The sequence below is a fragment of the Amycolatopsis sp. NPDC000009 genome (genome assembly GCF_055563465.1).
This window is the reverse complement of record NZ_JBVHDI010000019.1, coordinates 40851-57179: the sequence shown is the minus strand read 5'-3', so window position 1 is coordinate 57179 and position 16329 is coordinate 40851. Positions and strand designations below refer to the sequence as shown.

Below are 16329 nucleotides of genomic sequence, written 5' to 3'. Positions count from 1 at the left end.
TCGCCCCGCCCGGGCGGCAGGATCGGCGGTATGAGCGAATTCCATGTGCGTGCCGTGGCCGAAGGCGAACAGAGGGCTTGTCTCGGAGTCCTGGCGGAGTCCTTGCACGGCAAGCCCGCTTCGGACGAGGTCTGGGCGAAGATGGCCCCGTCCTGGCCCGCCGCCGGAAAATTCGCCGCGTTCGACGACCACGGCAGCCCGGTGGGCATCGCCAGTTCCTTCGAGGTCGAGCTGACCGTCCCGGGTGGACAGAAGCTCGTCACGGCCGCCGTCGACGGTGTCGGGGTCCGCGCCGACTGGACCCGCCGCGGGATCCTCACCTCGATGATGGCCGCACAGCTGGAAGATCTCGCTGCGCGCGGTGTCCCGCTCGCCGCGCTGCATGCTTCGGAAGCGGTGATCTACGGTCGCTTCGGTTATGGAGCGGCCACTTTCTGCCGAGGCGTTTCCGTCGAACGCCCGCGCGCCCGGCTGCGCGACGGCGTCGGCCGGGAAGGCGTCGTCAGGTTCGTCACCCCGGCCGAAGCCGTCGAGCGCGTTCCGGTGTTGTACAGCCGCTTCGAGGGAACGCGGCCGGGTTTCGTCTCGCGGCCTGCCAACTGGTGGCCCGGGTTCTTCGAGCGAGTGGTCACCGGAGACGACGGGTATCGCGTGGCCGTCCACAGTGGACCGGACGGGGATGACGGTTTCGTGGTCTACCAGACCATCGACACTCGCGACCGGCAGGCGCCGGAGCGGGGCGCGCTCCTCGACATCCGGGAACTCCACGCCGCCACGCCCCAAGCCTGGGCGGGCCTGTGGCGCTTCCTGCTGTCCATCGACCTGGTCTCGGCCGTCGCCGGCCGGGGCCGCCCGCTGGACGAGCCGCTCGCCGAACTGCTCACGGACCCGCGTGCGGTGAACACCACCGAGATCATCGACGACCTGTGGCTGCGCCTCGTCGACGTCCTCGCGGCGCTGCGGGCACGTTCGTACGGCGCCGCCGAGTCCGTGGTGCTCGAAGTGCGCGACAAGCAGCTTCCGGGCAACGACGGTCGTTACGTCGTCGGCCCGGACGGCGTGGAACGCACGACCGCCGAGGCGGATCTGCGGCTGGACGTCGCCACCCTTTCGTCGCTGTACCTCGGCCACGGCCTGTTCGGTGATCTGGCCTTGTCCGGCCGGGTCGAGGTGCTCGACGAGGCAGCGGTCACCCGTGCCGACGCGCTGTTCCACACCGCGCGCACGCCGTGGTGCGGGACGTTCTTCTAGTTCACTCCGGCTCGTGAGTGGTAAGGACGGTTCTAACCGTCCTTACCACTCACGAGGGATTGCGGCGAGGTTTGATCCGCACCTGCGGCAGCGTGGGTGCGGGCAGCCACGCCGTGGTGCCCTGATAGCCCTCCACCTGACCGAATCGGTCCGCCTGGGCCTGCCACGCCTCGCGGTACTCGGCGATTTCCTCATGGCTCCGGCCCACGAAGTTCCACCACATGACGAGTTCCTCGGTGAACGGCGTTCCGCCGAGCAGGAGCACCCGAGCCGGTTCGCCGCCGGAATTCGTCAGTTCGAGCCGACCGGCGCCGGGCGCGAGGTAGGCGAGTTCCCCCGTTCCCAGCGCCACTCCGGCCACGGTGACGGAGCCGATGTCCTGCAGGAGACCGTGTTCGAAGGCCGGGTCGACGTCGAGCGCCAAGGTCGCCCCGGCCTCCACGGTGAGTTCGGCGCCCAGCAGGGGAGTGAAGGCCGGGACCGGCGACGTCGTCCCGGCGAGACTCCCGAGAAAGACCCGGGCGGTCGCGCCGGGCAGGTCGAGCAGTGGCGGCGCGTAGTGCCGGAAGTCCCGTGCGGTGTCTCGATGTTCGTCCGGCAGCGCGATCCAGAGCTGGACACCGTGCAGGACCGCGGTGTCCGGTGTGGACACTTCCGAATGCGCGATGCCGTGCCCGGCGGTCATCAGGTTGAGCTCGCCGGGCCGCACCATGGCACTGGTTCCGATGCTGTCGCGGTGCTCGATCTCGCCGCTGAACAGCCAGCTCGCGGTCTGCAATCCGGTGTGCGGATGCGGTGCGACGTCCATCCCACCGGACTCCGAAACGTCCTGCGGGCCGTAGTGGTCGGCGAAACACCAGGCGCCGATCAGGGACCGCCGGCGTTGCGGGAGTGTCCGCCGGACCCGGATCGCACGTGGACCGCCGAGCGGGACGTCGCGTGGGGTCAGCACCGTGACGCCCTCGCCCGGCCGTTCGGAGCACAGCAGCTCGGCCGGGTCGGCCTCGGTGTTGCTCATGACTTCGGGAGCGCGGCCAGCAGACGCTCCACCGAACGGCCGAGATTCCAGCGCTCCGCGAGTTCCGCGACCTTGTCCGGGTCGGCGGGCTCGGCCGGGACGACGTCCGGACGGGACTGTTCGACCGGCGCGTCGGCGGCGACCCGCCCGACGGTCGGGGCGACCGCGAGATAGTCGGCGGCGTCGGTGAGCCGGAGCCGGGTCTTGAGCGGCACCCGAGAGTCACCGGCGTTCGACGCCTCGATCAGCTCCTGCAGCGAACCGAACTGGGTGATCAGCTTCGCCGCCGTCTTCTCGCCGATCCCGGCGACGCCGGGCAGCCCGTCCGACGGGTCTCCGCGCAGCGCCGCCATGTCGGCGTAGCCGGGGCCGGCGTTCCCGGCCGGGATCCCGTACTTCTCCGCGATCTCCTCCGGGCCGAGGACCTCGGCCTTGTTCCAGCCCTTGCCGACGTAGATGACCACCGTGGACGTCGGTTCATGGCGGACCAGCTGGAACAGGTCACGGTCGCCGGTGATGACCTCGACGGGCGATACCTGCTCGCGGATCGCGAGCGCGCCGATGACGTCGTCGGCCTCGTACCCGGCCGCCTCGGCCGTCGCGATCCCGAAGGCCTCCAGCAGTTCGAGGATGATCGGCACCTGCGGCGTCAGGGCGTCCGGCACCTCTTCGATGTCGCCGCCTTCCGGGACTTCTTCGGCCACCCGGTGCGCCTTGTAGCTGGGCAGCAGGTCGGTGCGGAACTTCGGCCGCCAGTCCGCGTCGAGGCACGCCACGAGCCGGGACGGCCGCCGGTCGACGAGGATCCGCGCGATGGTGTCGGTGAACCCGCGCACCGCGTTGACCGGTGTCCCGTCGGGGGCGGTCATCGAATCGGGCAGCGCGTAGAACGAGCGGAAGTAGAGGCTCGCGGAGTCGAGGAGAGCGAGTGGTCCGGTCACGCGGACAGCCTGCCACGTCCCGCCCCGGATGTCCGTGAAGGACCCGACCCCCAGCCGGGTCCTCCACGGACACGTCAGGCCGCGTAAGGGCGCACCCGGCGCGCGTCGCGGAGGGCGTTGGCCCACCAGTTCAGCTGATTCAGCAGCGTGGTGGCCGCGGCGGAGGCGCCTTCGAAGTCGTCGTGCACCCCGTCCGGGCCGAAGTGGTTCCAGGCGTAGGGGAAGCTGACGGTCTCCCGGATCGTGGCGGCGTGGAGTTCGGCGAAGACCGGGCGCAGGTGCTCGACCGCGCGCAGGCCGCCGGAGATCCCGCCATAGGAGACGAACGCGACCGGTTTCCCGTGCCATTCGGGGCCGGTGGCGTCGAGCGCGGTCTTGAGCGGACCGGGGTAACTGTGGTTGTACTCCGGGACGATCACGACGACGGCGTCCGCGGCGGCGACACCGGGGGAGAGATCACCGGGACTTTCGGCCAGGTCGATGACGGACAGGGTGACGTCGTCGCGCTGTTTGGCACGATCGAGGAACCAGTTCGCGACGACGGGGGCGAAGCGGCCCTCGCGGACGCTGCTGATCACGACGGCGAGTTGGTAAGTCGGGTTCGTTGTCATGAGCATGACCGTAAAACCTGCACTTAACTTGAAGTCAAACTCCAGAACCGCCGAATATCTGGGTCCAATCGCAGAGAACTCTTTGCAAAGAACTCTCTGCGATTGTAGGGTCGAAGCCATGGGGAAGGGCGAGAGGTATCTCGCGCGGGTCGACGGCCGCATTCTGCGGGCGCTGTCGCATCCACTGCGCGTCAAGATCCTGGAGTTGCTGCGGGAGGACGGCCCGGCGACGGCGTCCGGGCTGGCGAAACGGGTGGGGGAGAGCTCCGGGACCACGAGCTGGCATCTGCGTCAGCTGGCCGAATCCGGGCTCATCACGGAAGACACCGAGCGCGGCAGCAGGCGCGACCGGTGGTGGAAGGCCGTGCACGAGGGGGACCAGATGCGCGCCCGGGACTTCATCGACGATCCCGACCTCGCCGGTCCGTTCAACGCGTACGCCCACACGATGATCGAGCGGCGCTACGCCGCCGAAGCGCAATTCGTCGCCGAAGTGCGGGACTGGGCCGACGAGTGGATCGACAAGGTCAGCTTCCACGACTCGCCGCTCTCGCTGACACCGGACGAGGCCGCCGCGCTGAGCGACGAGATCCTCGACGTGATCGCCCGCTACCGCCGTCCGGAGAAGGACGGCGACACCCAGGTCCGCGTGCACTGGGCGGCCTTCCCGCGGAAGTCCCGGCCGGAGACGCCATGAGCCGGACGCCACTGGGGGCTCTGGTCGTGGCTTCGGGGATCTCCTCGGCCGGGGTGATGATGACGTTGCTCGCGATCCCCTGGTTCGTGCTGCAGAGCACGGGCAGCGGTACCAAGACCGGTCTCGTCACCGCGGCCGAGGTGCTGGGCCTGATGGTCGCGGCGCTGCTGGGCGGGCCGATCGTGGACCGCGTCGGCACCCGCCGGGCGAGCGTCGGTGCGGACCTGCTGACCACCGTCACCGTGCTGCTGATCCCGATCGCGATGGGCACGACGGGGCTCAGCCTGCCCGGTCTGATCGCGCTGTCGTTCGTGATGGGTGTTTCCCGGGGGCCCGCCGACACGGCGAAGCAGGTGCTGCTTCCCGGCGTCGCGGAACTCGGCGGTGTCGGCGTGAGCCGGGCGGCGAGTGCCGTCGAAGCGGCGATGAGAACCGGCCGGATGGCCGGCGGGCCCGCTGCCGGCGCGCTGATCGCGTTGATCGGCCCGATACCCGTGCTGTTCGTCGACGCGGGCGCGCTGTTGCTCTCCTCGGCACTGGTGTTCGCGCTGATCCCGGCCGCGGCCGGGCCGCCGAGGCCGCCATCGGGCGGATACCTCAAGCAACTGCGCGAAGGGCTCGGGTACGTCAAACGCGACGCGGTACTGCGCGCGGTGGTCGGCATGCTGATGCTCACCAACAGCCTCGACTTCGGACTGCTCGGCGTCCTGTACCCGGCGTACGGGCACCAGGTCCTGCACAGCACCGCGCTCATCGGCGCGATGATCACCGCGGTCGCGGCGGGTGCCCTGCTCGGCTCGGCGATCTACGGCTGGATCGGCCACCGGTTCTCCCGGCGGACGGCGATCCTCGTCGCCGTCGCGATCGAAGGCGCTCCGCGTTTCGCCTTGCTCGCGCTGGAACCCGCGCCGCCGGTCCTGCTCGCCGGGCTCGTGATCGCCGGGATCGGGGCGGGCGCGCTGAATCCGATCGTGCTCCCGGCGGTCTACGAACGGGTCCCCGAAGCCGTCCGCGGCCGGGTGCTCAGCCTTCTCGTGGGCGGGGTGCTCGCCGCGATGCCGCTCGGCTCGATGGCGGCCGGGTTGCTGCTGGACGGGATCGGCCTCGTCGGCGCGCTCGCCGTGTTCGGCGGTCTGTACCTGATCGCCGGCACCTTCCCGGCGATCTTCCGGGTGTGGCGCGGACTCGACGATCCCGCCCCGATCGGGGGTGACCGGCCGGCGAGCCGAGGGGCGCGGACCGACTAGGCTCGCCATCATGTCGCGCCGTTCCCTTCACAACCCAGCCCCCGACGCCGCCAGTCTCCGCGCCCGCCTCGACCGGGCCCGCGCCGCCGCGGCCGCCGCCGGCACCGACGCCCTGCTGATCGCACCCGGCTCGGACCTGCGCTACCTCATCGGCCAGGCCGGGGGCTCCTTCGAGCGGCTGACCACGCTGGTGATCCCGGCCGAGGGCGTCCCGGCGCTGGTGCTGCCGAAACTGGAGGCGCCCGGCTACGCCGACGTCCCCGCCGACGAACTCGGCATCGAGATCGTCACCTGGGTCGACGGTGACAACGCCTACGAACTGGTCGCCGACCGGCTGGGCAAGCCAGGCCGCGTGGCGGTCAGCGACTTCACCCCGGCGCTGCACGTGCTCGCCTTCCGCGGCGCGCTCGGCGACGCGGAGCAGACGCTCGCCGGGCCGATCGTGCGCGAGCTGCGGATGCGCAAGGACGCCGCCGAGATCCAGGCGCTGCGCGACGCGGGTGCCGCCATCGACCGTGTGCACGCCCGTGTGCACGAATGGCTGCGCCCCGGTCGCACCGAGGCCGAGGTCGGCGCGGACATCACCGCCGCCATCGTCGAAGAGGGCCACACCCACGCGGACTTCGTGATCGTCGGCTCGGGCCCGAACGGAGCCAGCCCGCACCACGACGTCTCCGACCGGGTCATCGAGCGCGGCGACGTCGTCGTGGTCGACATCGGCGGCCCGATCGCCGAGGGCTACAACTCCGACTCCACCCGGATGTACGCCGTCGGCGAGCCGCGGGACGCCGACGTCGCCGAGACCTACGCCGTCCTGCAGCGCGCTCAGAAGGCCGCCGTCGACGCCGTCCGTCCGGGCGTCACCGCCGAGTCGATCGACGCCGCCGCGCGCGACATCATCGCCGAGGCGGGGTACGGCGAGTACTTCATCCACCGCACCGGCCACGGCATCGGCCTCGACGTGCACGAGGAGCCCTACATCATCAAGGGCAACGCGCTGCCGCTCGAACCGGGCATGGCCTTCAGCATCGAGCCCGGCATCTACCAGCCCGGCCGCTGGGGCGCCCGCATCGAGGACATCGTCGTGGTCACCGAGGACGGCGTCGAGTCGGTCAACCAGCGCCCGCACGACCTGATCGTGCTCGACGCATGACCGGTTCCCTGGAGCCGCTGGATCAGGCCATCGTGGGTGAACTGGCCGCCGACGGGCGGCGCAGTTTCACCGATCTGGCGGAGCGGGTCGGGCTTTCGGTATCGGCGGTGCACCAGCGGGTGCGCCGCCTGGAGCAGCGCGGGGTCATCCTCGGGTACACCGCGCGGCTCGACGGCGAGCAGATCGGGCTGCCGCTCACGGCGCTGATCTCGCTGACGCCGAACGATCCGGCCGCGCCGGACGACTACCCGCAGCGTCTCGAGCACATCAAGGAGATCGAGTCCTGCTACTCGGTCGCCGGGGACGAGTCGTACATCCTCCTGGTCCGGGTGGCGTCGCCGCTCGGCCTGGAGGACCTGCTCCGCCGGATCCGGGAGTCCGCCAAGGTCTCGACCCGGACCACGGTGGTGCTGTCGACGCCGTTCGAAGGCCGCTCGCCCACCCTGTGAAACGAGAAAGGGGTGGGCTTGCGCGACGCTGGTACGATAAAAGGTATGGCAACACGTAAGGTCACTCTCTCACTCGACAGTGGTGCGCTCGAGTTCGCCGAGCGGGCCGCGAAGGCACACGGGATCTCGGTCTCGTCGTGGTTGTCCAAAGCGGCCCGCAGGGAGGCCGTCCGCACCGGATACACCCCGCAGCGCACCCCGGTCGAACCGTCCGCCGAATCGGACGAGGCCGAGCTGACCGCCGCGGAGAAGGATCTGCGTGCACAGGGGTGAAGTCTGGACGTACCACCCCCCGACCGAACCGGCACGGCAGCGCACCGTCGTCCTGCTGTCCTCGGACGGGGTGAACGAATCCGAGCGGCCGTGGCTGCTCGGCACCGAACTGCTGGACCGTGATCCGCAGGACATCCTGGGCGTCGCCGTCGACGCGCGGTACTGGGTCTCCACGCTGAACCTCACGCGCCTCTACCGGCCGTGGTTCGACGAGAAGATCGCCGAGATCGACCAAGAGGTCCAGGAGCGGATCGACATCGCGTTGCGCGCCGCTCTCGATCTCTAGCGTCTAGGGCGCTGGCACGGATCCCGGCTCTAGCGCGCGATCACCTCGGGCGCCGCGTGCAGTTTGCCGTCGGGGCCGGAGAGGCACGACGCGTTGCCCACCCGCGCGGCGAGGAACTCGTTGAGGCAGTTCGCGATCTGCGCGTGGCCGTTCGCGTTGGGGTGGAACGACTCCTGCAGCGCGTGGCTCGCGCGGTCCACCTGGCCGAGGTCACGCAGCTGCAGCGTCAGCCTGCTGAACCACTCGTTCGCCGGGTCGCTGCTGCACGCCTCGTGCCCGGCGCCCGCCCGCGAGAGGTCCAGGAACCGCGCGCTGGTCGCCTTCGACGCCTGCTTCAGCCCGTCCGACAGGACGGACACGCCGTCGCGGCGCATCCACTCCAGGTCCTCGGTGCGGAACGGGCAGCCGTTGAGGCTGCGCAGGGCCTCCGGGATCTGCGGGCCGACAGGCGAGGCGTACGACATGAGCACGAGCTGATAGTCGGCCGGGACGTAACCGGCCTGCGCCAGCACCTTCTTCACGTCGGCGACGGCGTTGGTCACCTTCGGCACCATGGCGTCCACTTTGGACTTCCACGTGGTGCGGAGAGCCGCGCTGCAGGGCGGGTTCTGCGGGGAGAACCAGGCCTTGAAGCATTCGTTGACCTGAGCGGAGAACTTCGGCTCGTCGTTGGCGCCGATCGCGATCACCACCGCCGCGACCCGATGGTCCTTGATCAGGTTCGCGAGCTGCTGGGCCTGTGACGGCTCGGTCCACTGCTTGGCTTCGCCGAGGGCGACCTGTTCCGAGGGCGCCCCCGAACACGCGAGGTTCACGCGCGCGGTGACGTCGGGGATCTTGAGCTGCTCGACGAACGCGTTGGGGGAGCGGTGGCACCAGTTGCCGCCCTGCCCGTTGGTCGTGGGCGTGTAGTCGCCCGCCCCCTCACCGGACACGGTGCTGTCGCCGATGGAGACGACCGTCAGCGGCCCCGTCCCCGGTGGGCCTTGGCGCGGGGACGGTTGCCCTGGGCGGCTTTCCGACCCGGTAAAGGCAATGAACCCGACGAGAACCACCACGAACGAGAGCGCCAGAGCACCCCACCACCACCGGAAACGTCGCATCGTCACCGGATTCTACGGACCCCGTGGCCCAAGAGGGTGAGCATGGCGGTGTGACGGTCGCGATGCCCGGTCAGCCGGCCTTCGTCAGATCCGTTCCGGCGGCCAGTTCCGTCACGATGTCGAGCACCCCGGGCAGTGCCGGCTTGTCGTTCTCCGGCGACCAGGCCACCACCGTCCGGGCGGTGTCGCCCACCAGCGGCACGAACACCACGCCGCTCCGGCGCAGGCTGTGTGAAGACCGGGTCAGTCTCGTGACCCCGACGCCGGCGGCGACCAGACCGAGCAGGCCCTGGACGGACGCCGCCCGCTGGACCACGCGCGGGGTGAAGCCCGCCGCCGCGAATTCGGTGTCATAGCGGCGATGCCAGGGCTCCCACGAACTTCGCGGTGTGAGCACCCAGGGCTCGTCGGCCAGATCCGCGAGCTTCAGTTCGGTCGCGGCCGCGAGGCGGTGTCCTTCCGGCAGGACGGCGCAGACCTCCTCCGTGATCAGGGTGCGGGTCTCGAACCCGTCGACCAGCGGGGGCCGGGTGAAGATCAGGTCGTAGCGCCCGCCGGTGAGCCCGCCGACGAGAGCCGCGATCTGGGTGTCGTCCGTGTTGAGGGCGAGGTCGGGAAGCCGCTCGCGGATCGCGCGTACCACCGGCGGGAGCAGGTAGTTGGCCGTGGTGGTGAGGAAACCGAGGTGCAGTGCGCCGATTTCGCCGCGGACCGCCCGGCTCAGCGTCGACAACGCCTCGTCGGTGCGCGCCAGGACGGCGCGGGCTTCCGGCAGGAACAGCGAACCGACTTCGGTGAGCCGGGTCCCGCGGGTGTCGCGCTGCAGCAGCTTCGCGCCGAGCAGCCGTTCCAGCACGGTGATCTGCTGCGAGAGGGACTGCTGGGCGATGTGCAGGCGCCGCGCGGCCTTGGTGAAGCTCGCGTCCTCGGCGACGGCGACGAAATAGCGCAACTGCCGTAACTCGGGGGTCACAGGCTCTGACTGTAGCCGCGTCAGGAAACCGGTGTTGGCGGCCCGGACGCGGTCTCCGCACGATGAATGCCAGGAACTTCACTGGAGGAAACAGGAATGACGAAGGAAACCGAGGGCCGCGTCTGGCTGATCACCGGCTGCTCGTCCGGGTTCGGCAGGCACCTCGTCCTGGCCGCGCTCGACGCCGGTGACCGCGTGATGGCCACGGCACGCCGTCCGGAGACGGTGGCCGACCTGGAAGAACTCGGCCAGGGCCGGGTGCGCACCGCGGCGCTCGACGTCACCGACCCGGCGCAGGTCGAAGCCGCCGTGCGGGAGACCCTCGCCGAGTTCGGCCGGATCGACGTCGTGGTCAACAACGCCGGGCACGGTTCGGTCGGAGCGGTCGAAGAACTGACCATGCCCGACCTGCGATCCCTGATGGACGTGATGTTCTTCGGTGCCGTCGAGGTGACGAAGGCCGTCCTGCCCCACCTGCGCGAACAGGGGAGTGGCGCCATCGTGCAGATGAGCTCCATGGGCGGGCAGCAGAGCCCGCCCGGCTTCGGGGCCTACTGTTCGGCGAAGTTCGCTTTGGAGGCGATGTCGGAGTCGCTGGCCGCCGAGGTCGCGCCGTTCGGCGTGAAGGTGCTGATCGTGGAACCCGGCGCGTTCCGGACCGAATTCGGTGGCAGCCGGTTGCAACGCTCACGCGTGCTCGACGCCTATCGCGAATCGACCGGCGCGATCCGGGATTTCGTCGAGAGAATGGACGGCTCGCAACCCGGGGACCCGGCGAAGGCCGCGGCAGCGATCTTGAACGTGCTCGAGAGCGACGCCCCGCCGCTCCGGCTCGCGCTCGGCGACGACGCTGTCGACGGGTTGCGAGCCGTACACGAGGCCAGGGCGGCGGAGCTGGCCGCTTGGGAGTCCTTGAGCCGCTCCACCGCGCGCTGAGCGAGTCAGCCGACCCAGCGCCGCACCGCGGTGTCGAGCAACTTCCGCGGGTGGTCGGTGGAGGCGTCGGCCCAGGCGATGATCCCGTCCGGGCGCACGAAGAGGCTCGGCTGCGAAGCATCGGGATCCGCCACGTGGACGACCCGCTCCTCCCTCCCGGTTACGGCGTCGGTGTATCGGCCATCGGCCGAGCGGTCCACGAGCACGAATCGACCGTCGTGCGCGTGGTCGGCGAGCCGGGTTCCGGACGTGAATTCGACATCCCCGGCGATCGAGCCGACCGGGGCGGTGGTGTCGTCGGCGACGTCGTACCGCTGAAGGATCCCCGAGGAGAGCGCGACCATGCGATTGATCGCACCGGGAACGGCGAACAGTTCGTCGCCGACGACCTTCCGCAGCTGAGCGGTCCGTTCGTCGCCCCGCATCAGCGCGACCTGAGCCCGCGTCCAGTCCAGGACCCACGCGCCGATCGGGTGCCGTTCGGAGTGGTAGGTGTCGAGCAGTCCCGACGGCGCGTGCCCCTGGATGGTCGCGGCGAGTTTCCAGCCAAGGTTGACGGCGTCGCCGAGGCCGAGGTTGAGGCCCTGTGCGCTGAACGGTGAGTGCACGTGCGCGGCGTCGCCGGCGAGGAACACCCTGCCGTGCCGGTAGGCCCGCGCCTGGCGCGCGTTGTCCGACCATCGGGTCGCCCGGCCACGCAGTCCGGTGATCGTGACCGGGATGCCGGTGACGTCGCGCACCGCGCTCTGCAGCTCTTCGACGGTGACGGGAGCGTTCTTGTCTTCGGGCTGGGGCGCGAACCTGGCGACGAGGACGCGTCCCGGCATCGGTCCGTAGGTGTAGATGCCACGAGGCGTCCAGTTCCAGCCGCGGCGCAGTTCGCTCGCGTCTTCGAACTCCGCGATGGCCTGATAACCCACCAGCTCGGGGCCGGTACCCGCGAAGTCGACGCCGAGCCGCTTTCGGATGACGCTCCGTCCGCCGTCGGCGGCCACGACCCACCCGGTGGTGAAGTCACCCGCGCTGGTTTCGACGACCACGTCGGCGTCCGCGCCGATGCCGCGCAGACCCCGCACCTCGACACCGCGCCGGATCTCGACGCCCAGCTTGACGCAGTGCTCGCCGAGCAGCAGTTCGAGATCGTGCTGGGGCACCAGGATCCCGTTGGCCACGGCGGTATGCGCCGCCAGCACCGGATCGTCCTGGTCGACGAGGTCGTTCCGGAACATGATCCCGGCGAAATGCCCCAGGACCGCGAACCGCCGGGAAGTCCTGCCCGCGGCGTCGGTCAGCTCACGCACGGTCCGGTTCGAGCGGCCGCCGGTGAAGGCGCCGGCTTCGGCGAGGCGACGGCGCTGTACCTCCTCCGCGGCGGGCAACAGACCGCGCCGGTCCAGGAGCTCGGCACTGGCGACGTTGATCGAACCGGACTTGATCGTCGGATCCGGTTCCTCGAGCCGCTCCAGCACGGTCACCCGCACTCCTCGCAAGGCCAGTTCGCTCGCGAGGAACAGGCCGGTGGGGCCCGCGCCGACCACGATCACGTCGGTTTGGTTCACGATGACTCCTACCTTTACTCAGTAAACTTACTCGGTAAGGTTACCGAGTAAAGGTAGGCTTGTCACATGGCGAAGCGAGGAGATCGGGGCGGTTCGAAGACGCGGGCGCATATCGCCGAGGTCGCGACGGGACTGTTCGTGGAGCGCGGCTTCGACGCCGTCACGGTCGCCGAGGTCGCCGCCGCCGCGGGTGTTTCGAAGGTGACGGTGTTTTCGCATTTCGAGCGCAAGGAGGACCTCGCGCTCGATCGGCTGCCCGACGCCGTCGGTATCGCGCGGGCGACGATCCGGGACCGGCCGGACGGCGTGAGTGTCGTCGAGGCGTTCCGGCGGACGACCCTCGCCCTCGCGGAGGAGCGGCACCCGTTGTCAGGGCTGAGCGAGGCGGGTGAGCCGCTCGCGCGCACCGTCGCCGGGTCGCGGGCGCTCATTTCGCGGCTGCGCGAGTTCGAGCACGAGATCGAGGCCGAGGTGGCCGATGAGCTCGAAAGCGACAGTCGGTTTTCGGGTGACGGTGAGCTGGCCGCCGCGCTGATCGTCGCCGCGTACCGCACCGTCGCCGTGGCCACGACGCGGCGACGCCTCGACGGGGACGATCTCACGGAGGTCGCCGCAGCCCACTGCGAGCGGTTGAACACGGCCTTCGGCGCGCTGACCAAGGCCTTGTGAGGCCCCTAGAGCGGGCTTAACCGTCCATCCTGGACGCGAGGATCGCAACGCCGGGACCGGAAAGTTCCTTCAGCGCAACGTCCCGGCCGGCGATCGACAGCAGGACCGCCTCGCCGGGACCACGCACTTCCGGTCCGGAACCGGCCGACCAGTCCAGGTCCGTGGCGACGAGCCGGAGTCCGCGTGCGCGCTTACCCGCCTTGACCGGCGGTGCGTAGCGGGCGAACGCCAGGGCATGACGCAGCCTTTCCGGCGGCACCTCGCGGGGAAACCCGAGGGGGCGCCGGATGTCCTGGTGGTGAAGCAGCCCGTCGAGCAACGCCACCCGTCCGCCGAACGCCGAGGTCAGACCGCGCGGTTCGAGGTGTTCCTCGAACCTGGCGATCAGCTCCTCCGGTGTCCGGTCCGGACTTCGCGCGACCCCGAGCGCGTTCATCCGGTTCAGCCGCAGCCCACCGCGGACGGCCTGGCCGACCAGATCGCGGAAGCGCTGGGCGTCGTAATCGACGACGTGGGCGACCACCTGGCGAACCGTCCACTCCGAACACAACGTCGGCGCGTCCCAGTGTCCGGGGGACAGCGTTCGCAGGAAGGCGGCGAAGTCCGCCCGTTCGTCCCTGGCGAGTCGCGCGACCGTGTTCATCGGCGGCCTCCTGTGATCATGCGTGGTCGAGCCACTCGCAAACGTAGTAGTTCGCGTCCTTGTTCCGCTCGACATACCAGGATCAGGCGACGTCGCCCGCGAGTTCGCCGTTGCGCGCGTTCCGCTGGGTGATCTTGGCCTGGCTGCTCAGGAGGGCACCCGCTGGCATCGAGGTCGTCTATGAAGGATTGGGGACACTCAACGTCCCCAATCCTTCATAGACGCGAGACCGCCCCGCTCGCAGTTGTGATCCGGCGGACGACATGCGTGATTGGATGGACGACACGCGGCGCAGCGAGGAGCCGCCGAGAGTCGTCCGCCTGAACACGCGTGTCGTCCATCCAATCACGCGAAACCGCCACTCGCGCTCCGGCAACCGAGGATGCCGCGGTGCCTCAGCAGTTCTCCAGGAAGTGCCGCAGCACCCGGGTACCGAACCGCAGGCCCTCCACCGGGACGCGCTCGTCCACACCGTGGGCCATCGCGCGGTACGGGAAGCCTTCCGGCAGCCACAACGGCGCGAAGCCGTAGCAGTCGATCCCGAGTGGGCTGAACGCTTTCGCGTCCGTGCCGCCGCCCATGCAATACGGCACGACGACGGCTTCGGGATCCTCCGAGCGCAGCGCGTCCGCCATGCCGTCGAACCACGGCGAATCCACCGGAGCCTGGACCGGCGGCTGATGTGCGACGAACTCGCGGCTGACGCCCTCGCCGAGCATCGCGTCGAGCTCGGCGAGCAGTTCCGGTTCCGCGCCGGGGAGGACACGGACGTCCACCTGGGCCTCTGCCGAAGTCGGGATCACGTTCACCTTGTAGCCGGCGTCGAGCATGGTCGGCGTGGTGCTGTTGCGGACGGTCGGCACCACCAGCGCCCCGGCGGGCCCGAGCCGCGCGATCGTTCCGTCCACATCGGACAGATCGACCGCGACGCCGAGTGCTTCCCCCGTGCGTTCCAGGAACGCTCGCACCGTCGGGGTCAGCTGGACCGGCCAGCGGTGCGCGGCGATCTTGCCGAGCGCGGTGACCAGCCGGGTGACCGCGTTCTCGTCGTTGGGGCGCGATCCGTGTCCCGCGCGGCCCTTGGCGGTCAGGCGCAGGTGTGCCGTGCCGCGTTCGGCCGTGGCGACCGGATAGAGCCGCACGGTCCGGCCGTCGGCGGCGGGGACGTGGTAGGTGTACCCGCCCGACTCGCTGATCGCGGCGGCGCAGCCGTCGAACAGGTCCCGGTGGGCCGCGGCGAGCCAGTGCGCCCCGTACTCGCCCTTGTCCTCCTCGTCGGCCACGAACGCCAGGACGATGTCCCGCCGCGGCCGGGCACCCGTGGCGAGGGCGGCGAGCACCATCGCGCAGAAGTCCTTCATGTCGACCGCGCCGCGGCCCCAGAGGAACCCGTCGCGGACCTCGCCCGAGAACGGATCCACCGACCAGTCGGCGGCGTCGGCGGGCACGACGTCGAGATGACCCTGCACGAGCAGCGCGGGAAGGGTCGGGTCGGTGCCGGGGACCCTGGCGATCACGTTCGCGCGGCGGGGCGCGGACTCGATGATCTTCGAGTCGATCCCGATTCCCGAAAGCAGCGACGCCACGTACTCGGCGGCCTCGCGCTCACCTTCGGAGTCCCCGTCGCCGCGGTTCGTGGTGTCGAACCGGATCAGCCGCGAACAGACTTCGACGACATCCAACTCAGCCATAGATACCCTGCACCGCCCCGGCCGCGATCGCCGTGACGATCTTGAACGCCTTCATCGCTTCGGTCATGTCCGGCGCGTCGAAGCCGACCCGCCGCACGCCGATCTGTTCCACCGTCGGGATCACCGCCGCGGCCTGCGCGAGGTGGCTCGCGTCGAACTCGACCTCGATCCGGTGCGGGGTGGTGAACCGCTCGACCCGGCCCGCCCGGTTCATCGCGTCCGCCGCCGCCGAGCTCAGCAGTTCGGCCGTCCTCGCGGGCGGCAGGCAGATCGCGGCGTAGCGGCTGACGCATTCTTTCACCGTGACCAATTCGGCCTCCGGCGCGTAGTCCTGGGCGTCGTCGCAGGCCTTGTCGTCACCGGAGACGACGAGCACCGGAACGCCGTACTCGGCGGCCATCGCGGCGTTCAGCCTGCCCTCGCTGGCGGGCACGTCGTCGAGCCACACCCCGGTGATCTGATTCTCCAGGTACGTGTGGGACAGGACGCCGTCGAATCCCGCGCCGGCGTGGTAGCCGAGGAAGACGACGCCGTCCACGCCGGTGTCGATGCCTTGCATCATCGAGAGCGGCTTGTGCCTGCCGGTGAGCATGCGCGCGCGGCCGTCGAGGTCTTCGAGGAGGAGGTTCCGCTGGGACGAATGCGCCTCGTTGACCAGCACGTCGGTGGCGCCGGAATCGAACAGGCCCGCGATGGTCGCGTTGACGTCACCGGTGAACAGGCGGCGGAATCGTTGCCACTGCTCGGTACCGGGGATGACGTCCTCGGTCCAGGTGACGCCGGTGGCGCCCTCCATGTCCGCCGAGATCATGATGCGCATGCGGGGCAC

Annotated in this window: 18 protein-coding genes; 9 read left to right on the top strand and 9 right to left on the bottom strand. The window is 70.1% G+C overall.

The genetic code is table 11. From position 1 onward, the window contains the following. The first annotated feature begins 30 nt into the window (after positions 1-30). Positions 31-1251 carry a GNAT family N-acetyltransferase gene (locus ACZ3HL_RS34915; RefSeq protein ID WP_465535569.1) on the top strand — a complete coding sequence of 407 codons (1221 nt, stop codon included), beginning with the start codon at positions 31-33 and terminating at the stop codon, positions 1249-1251. 49 nt (positions 1252-1300) lie between these two features. Here the strand turns inward: ACZ3HL_RS34915 and ACZ3HL_RS34910 are convergent, their stop codons facing one another. The 3 genes from ACZ3HL_RS34910 to ACZ3HL_RS34900 form a co-directional block, all read right to left on the bottom strand. Beyond that, complete coding sequence (locus tag ACZ3HL_RS34910) at positions 1301-2269, bottom strand: pirin family protein (RefSeq protein WP_465535567.1); 969 nt, start codon at positions 2267-2269, stop codon at positions 1301-1303. Next, positions 2266-3210 carry a 5'-3' exonuclease gene (locus ACZ3HL_RS34905; RefSeq protein WP_465535565.1) on the bottom strand — a complete coding sequence of 315 codons (945 nt, stop codon included), beginning with the start codon at positions 3208-3210 and terminating at the stop codon, positions 2266-2268. The genes ACZ3HL_RS34910 and ACZ3HL_RS34905 overlap by 4 nt, the downstream gene beginning before the upstream one ends. 74 nt (positions 3211-3284) lie before the next feature. After that, a complete protein-coding gene (locus ACZ3HL_RS34900) occupies positions 3285-3821 on the bottom strand; it encodes an NADPH-dependent FMN reductase (RefSeq protein WP_465419363.1) in 537 nt (178 codons plus the stop codon). Between the two features lie 118 nt (positions 3822-3939). Here ACZ3HL_RS34900 and ACZ3HL_RS34895 point away from each other — a divergent pair, with 118 nt between their 5' ends. Genes ACZ3HL_RS34895 through ACZ3HL_RS34870 form a run of 6 tightly spaced genes read left to right on the top strand, consistent with a single transcriptional unit; the run spans position 3940 to position 7926 of the window. Beyond that, the gene (locus ACZ3HL_RS34895) at positions 3940-4518 is read left to right on the top strand and encodes an ArsR/SmtB family transcription factor (protein ID WP_465535564.1); all 579 of its coding nucleotides are present in this window, start codon (positions 3940-3942) and stop codon (positions 4516-4518) included. After that, positions 4515-5765, top strand: coding sequence for an MFS transporter (locus tag ACZ3HL_RS34890; protein ID WP_465535562.1), 1251 nt, complete (start codon positions 4515-4517; stop codon positions 5763-5765). The genes ACZ3HL_RS34895 and ACZ3HL_RS34890 overlap by 4 nt, the downstream gene beginning before the upstream one ends. 10 nt (positions 5766-5775) lie before the next feature. Continuing rightward, positions 5776-6918: a M24 family metallopeptidase gene (locus tag ACZ3HL_RS34885; protein WP_465535560.1), complete on the top strand. Its 1143-nt coding sequence runs from the start codon at positions 5776-5778 to the stop codon at positions 6916-6918. Continuing rightward, positions 6915-7367: an Lrp/AsnC family transcriptional regulator gene (locus ACZ3HL_RS34880; RefSeq protein ID WP_007035424.1), complete on the top strand. Its 453-nt coding sequence runs from the start codon at positions 6915-6917 to the stop codon at positions 7365-7367. Before ACZ3HL_RS34885 ends, ACZ3HL_RS34880 begins: the two co-directional genes overlap by 4 nt. A 45-nt stretch (positions 7368-7412) precedes the next feature. Beyond that, the gene (locus ACZ3HL_RS34875) at positions 7413-7640 is read left to right on the top strand and encodes a hypothetical protein (RefSeq protein WP_061986494.1); all 228 of its coding nucleotides are present in this window, start codon (positions 7413-7415) and stop codon (positions 7638-7640) included. After that, positions 7627-7926 (top strand): hypothetical protein, encoded by a 300-nt coding sequence (locus ACZ3HL_RS34870; RefSeq protein WP_005150941.1) that lies wholly within the window; start codon positions 7627-7629, stop codon positions 7924-7926. Before ACZ3HL_RS34875 ends, ACZ3HL_RS34870 begins: the two co-directional genes overlap by 14 nt. A gap of 29 nt (positions 7927-7955) precedes the next feature. On the opposite strand, the gene ACZ3HL_RS34865 is transcribed toward ACZ3HL_RS34870, so the two are convergent. Continuing rightward, the gene (locus ACZ3HL_RS34865) at positions 7956-9029 is read right to left on the bottom strand and encodes a GDSL-type esterase/lipase family protein (protein WP_465419352.1); all 1074 of its coding nucleotides are present in this window, start codon (positions 9027-9029) and stop codon (positions 7956-7958) included. Between the two features lie 70 nt (positions 9030-9099). After that, entirely contained in the window at positions 9100-10002 is a 903-nt protein-coding gene (locus tag ACZ3HL_RS34860) for a LysR family transcriptional regulator (RefSeq protein WP_465535559.1), read from the bottom strand. A 96-nt stretch (positions 10003-10098) separates the two neighbouring features. On the opposite strand from ACZ3HL_RS34860, the gene ACZ3HL_RS34855 reads away from it, so the two are divergent. Further along, a complete protein-coding gene (locus ACZ3HL_RS34855; protein WP_465535558.1) occupies positions 10099-10938 on the top strand; it encodes an oxidoreductase in 840 nt (279 codons plus the stop codon). A 5-nt stretch (positions 10939-10943) separates the two neighbouring features. On the opposite strand, the gene ACZ3HL_RS34850 is transcribed toward ACZ3HL_RS34855, so the two are convergent. After that, entirely contained in the window at positions 10944-12497 is a 1554-nt protein-coding gene (locus ACZ3HL_RS34850; RefSeq protein WP_465535557.1) for an FAD-dependent oxidoreductase, read from the bottom strand. Positions 12498-12563: 66 nt separating this feature from the next. On the opposite strand from ACZ3HL_RS34850, the gene ACZ3HL_RS34845 reads away from it, so the two are divergent. Further along, the gene (locus tag ACZ3HL_RS34845; RefSeq protein ID WP_465419344.1) at positions 12564-13166 is read left to right on the top strand and encodes a TetR family transcriptional regulator; all 603 of its coding nucleotides are present in this window, start codon (positions 12564-12566) and stop codon (positions 13164-13166) included. A 16-nt stretch (positions 13167-13182) separates the two neighbouring features. Here the strand turns inward: ACZ3HL_RS34845 and ACZ3HL_RS34840 are convergent, their stop codons facing one another. The 3 genes from ACZ3HL_RS34840 to ACZ3HL_RS34830 form a co-directional block, all read right to left on the bottom strand. Next, positions 13183-13809 (bottom strand): maleylpyruvate isomerase family mycothiol-dependent enzyme, encoded by a 627-nt coding sequence (locus ACZ3HL_RS34840; RefSeq protein WP_465535555.1) that lies wholly within the window; start codon positions 13807-13809, stop codon positions 13183-13185. A gap of 395 nt (positions 13810-14204) precedes the next feature. Then, positions 14205-15500 carry a M20/M25/M40 family metallo-hydrolase gene (locus ACZ3HL_RS34835; protein WP_465535553.1) on the bottom strand — a complete coding sequence of 432 codons (1296 nt, stop codon included), beginning with the start codon at positions 15498-15500 and terminating at the stop codon, positions 14205-14207. Then, positions 15493-16320: a M55 family metallopeptidase gene (locus tag ACZ3HL_RS34830; protein WP_005150961.1), complete on the bottom strand. Its 828-nt coding sequence runs from the start codon at positions 16318-16320 to the stop codon at positions 15493-15495. The genes ACZ3HL_RS34835 and ACZ3HL_RS34830 overlap by 8 nt, the downstream gene beginning before the upstream one ends. Between the last annotated feature and the right edge of the window lie 9 nt (positions 16321-16329).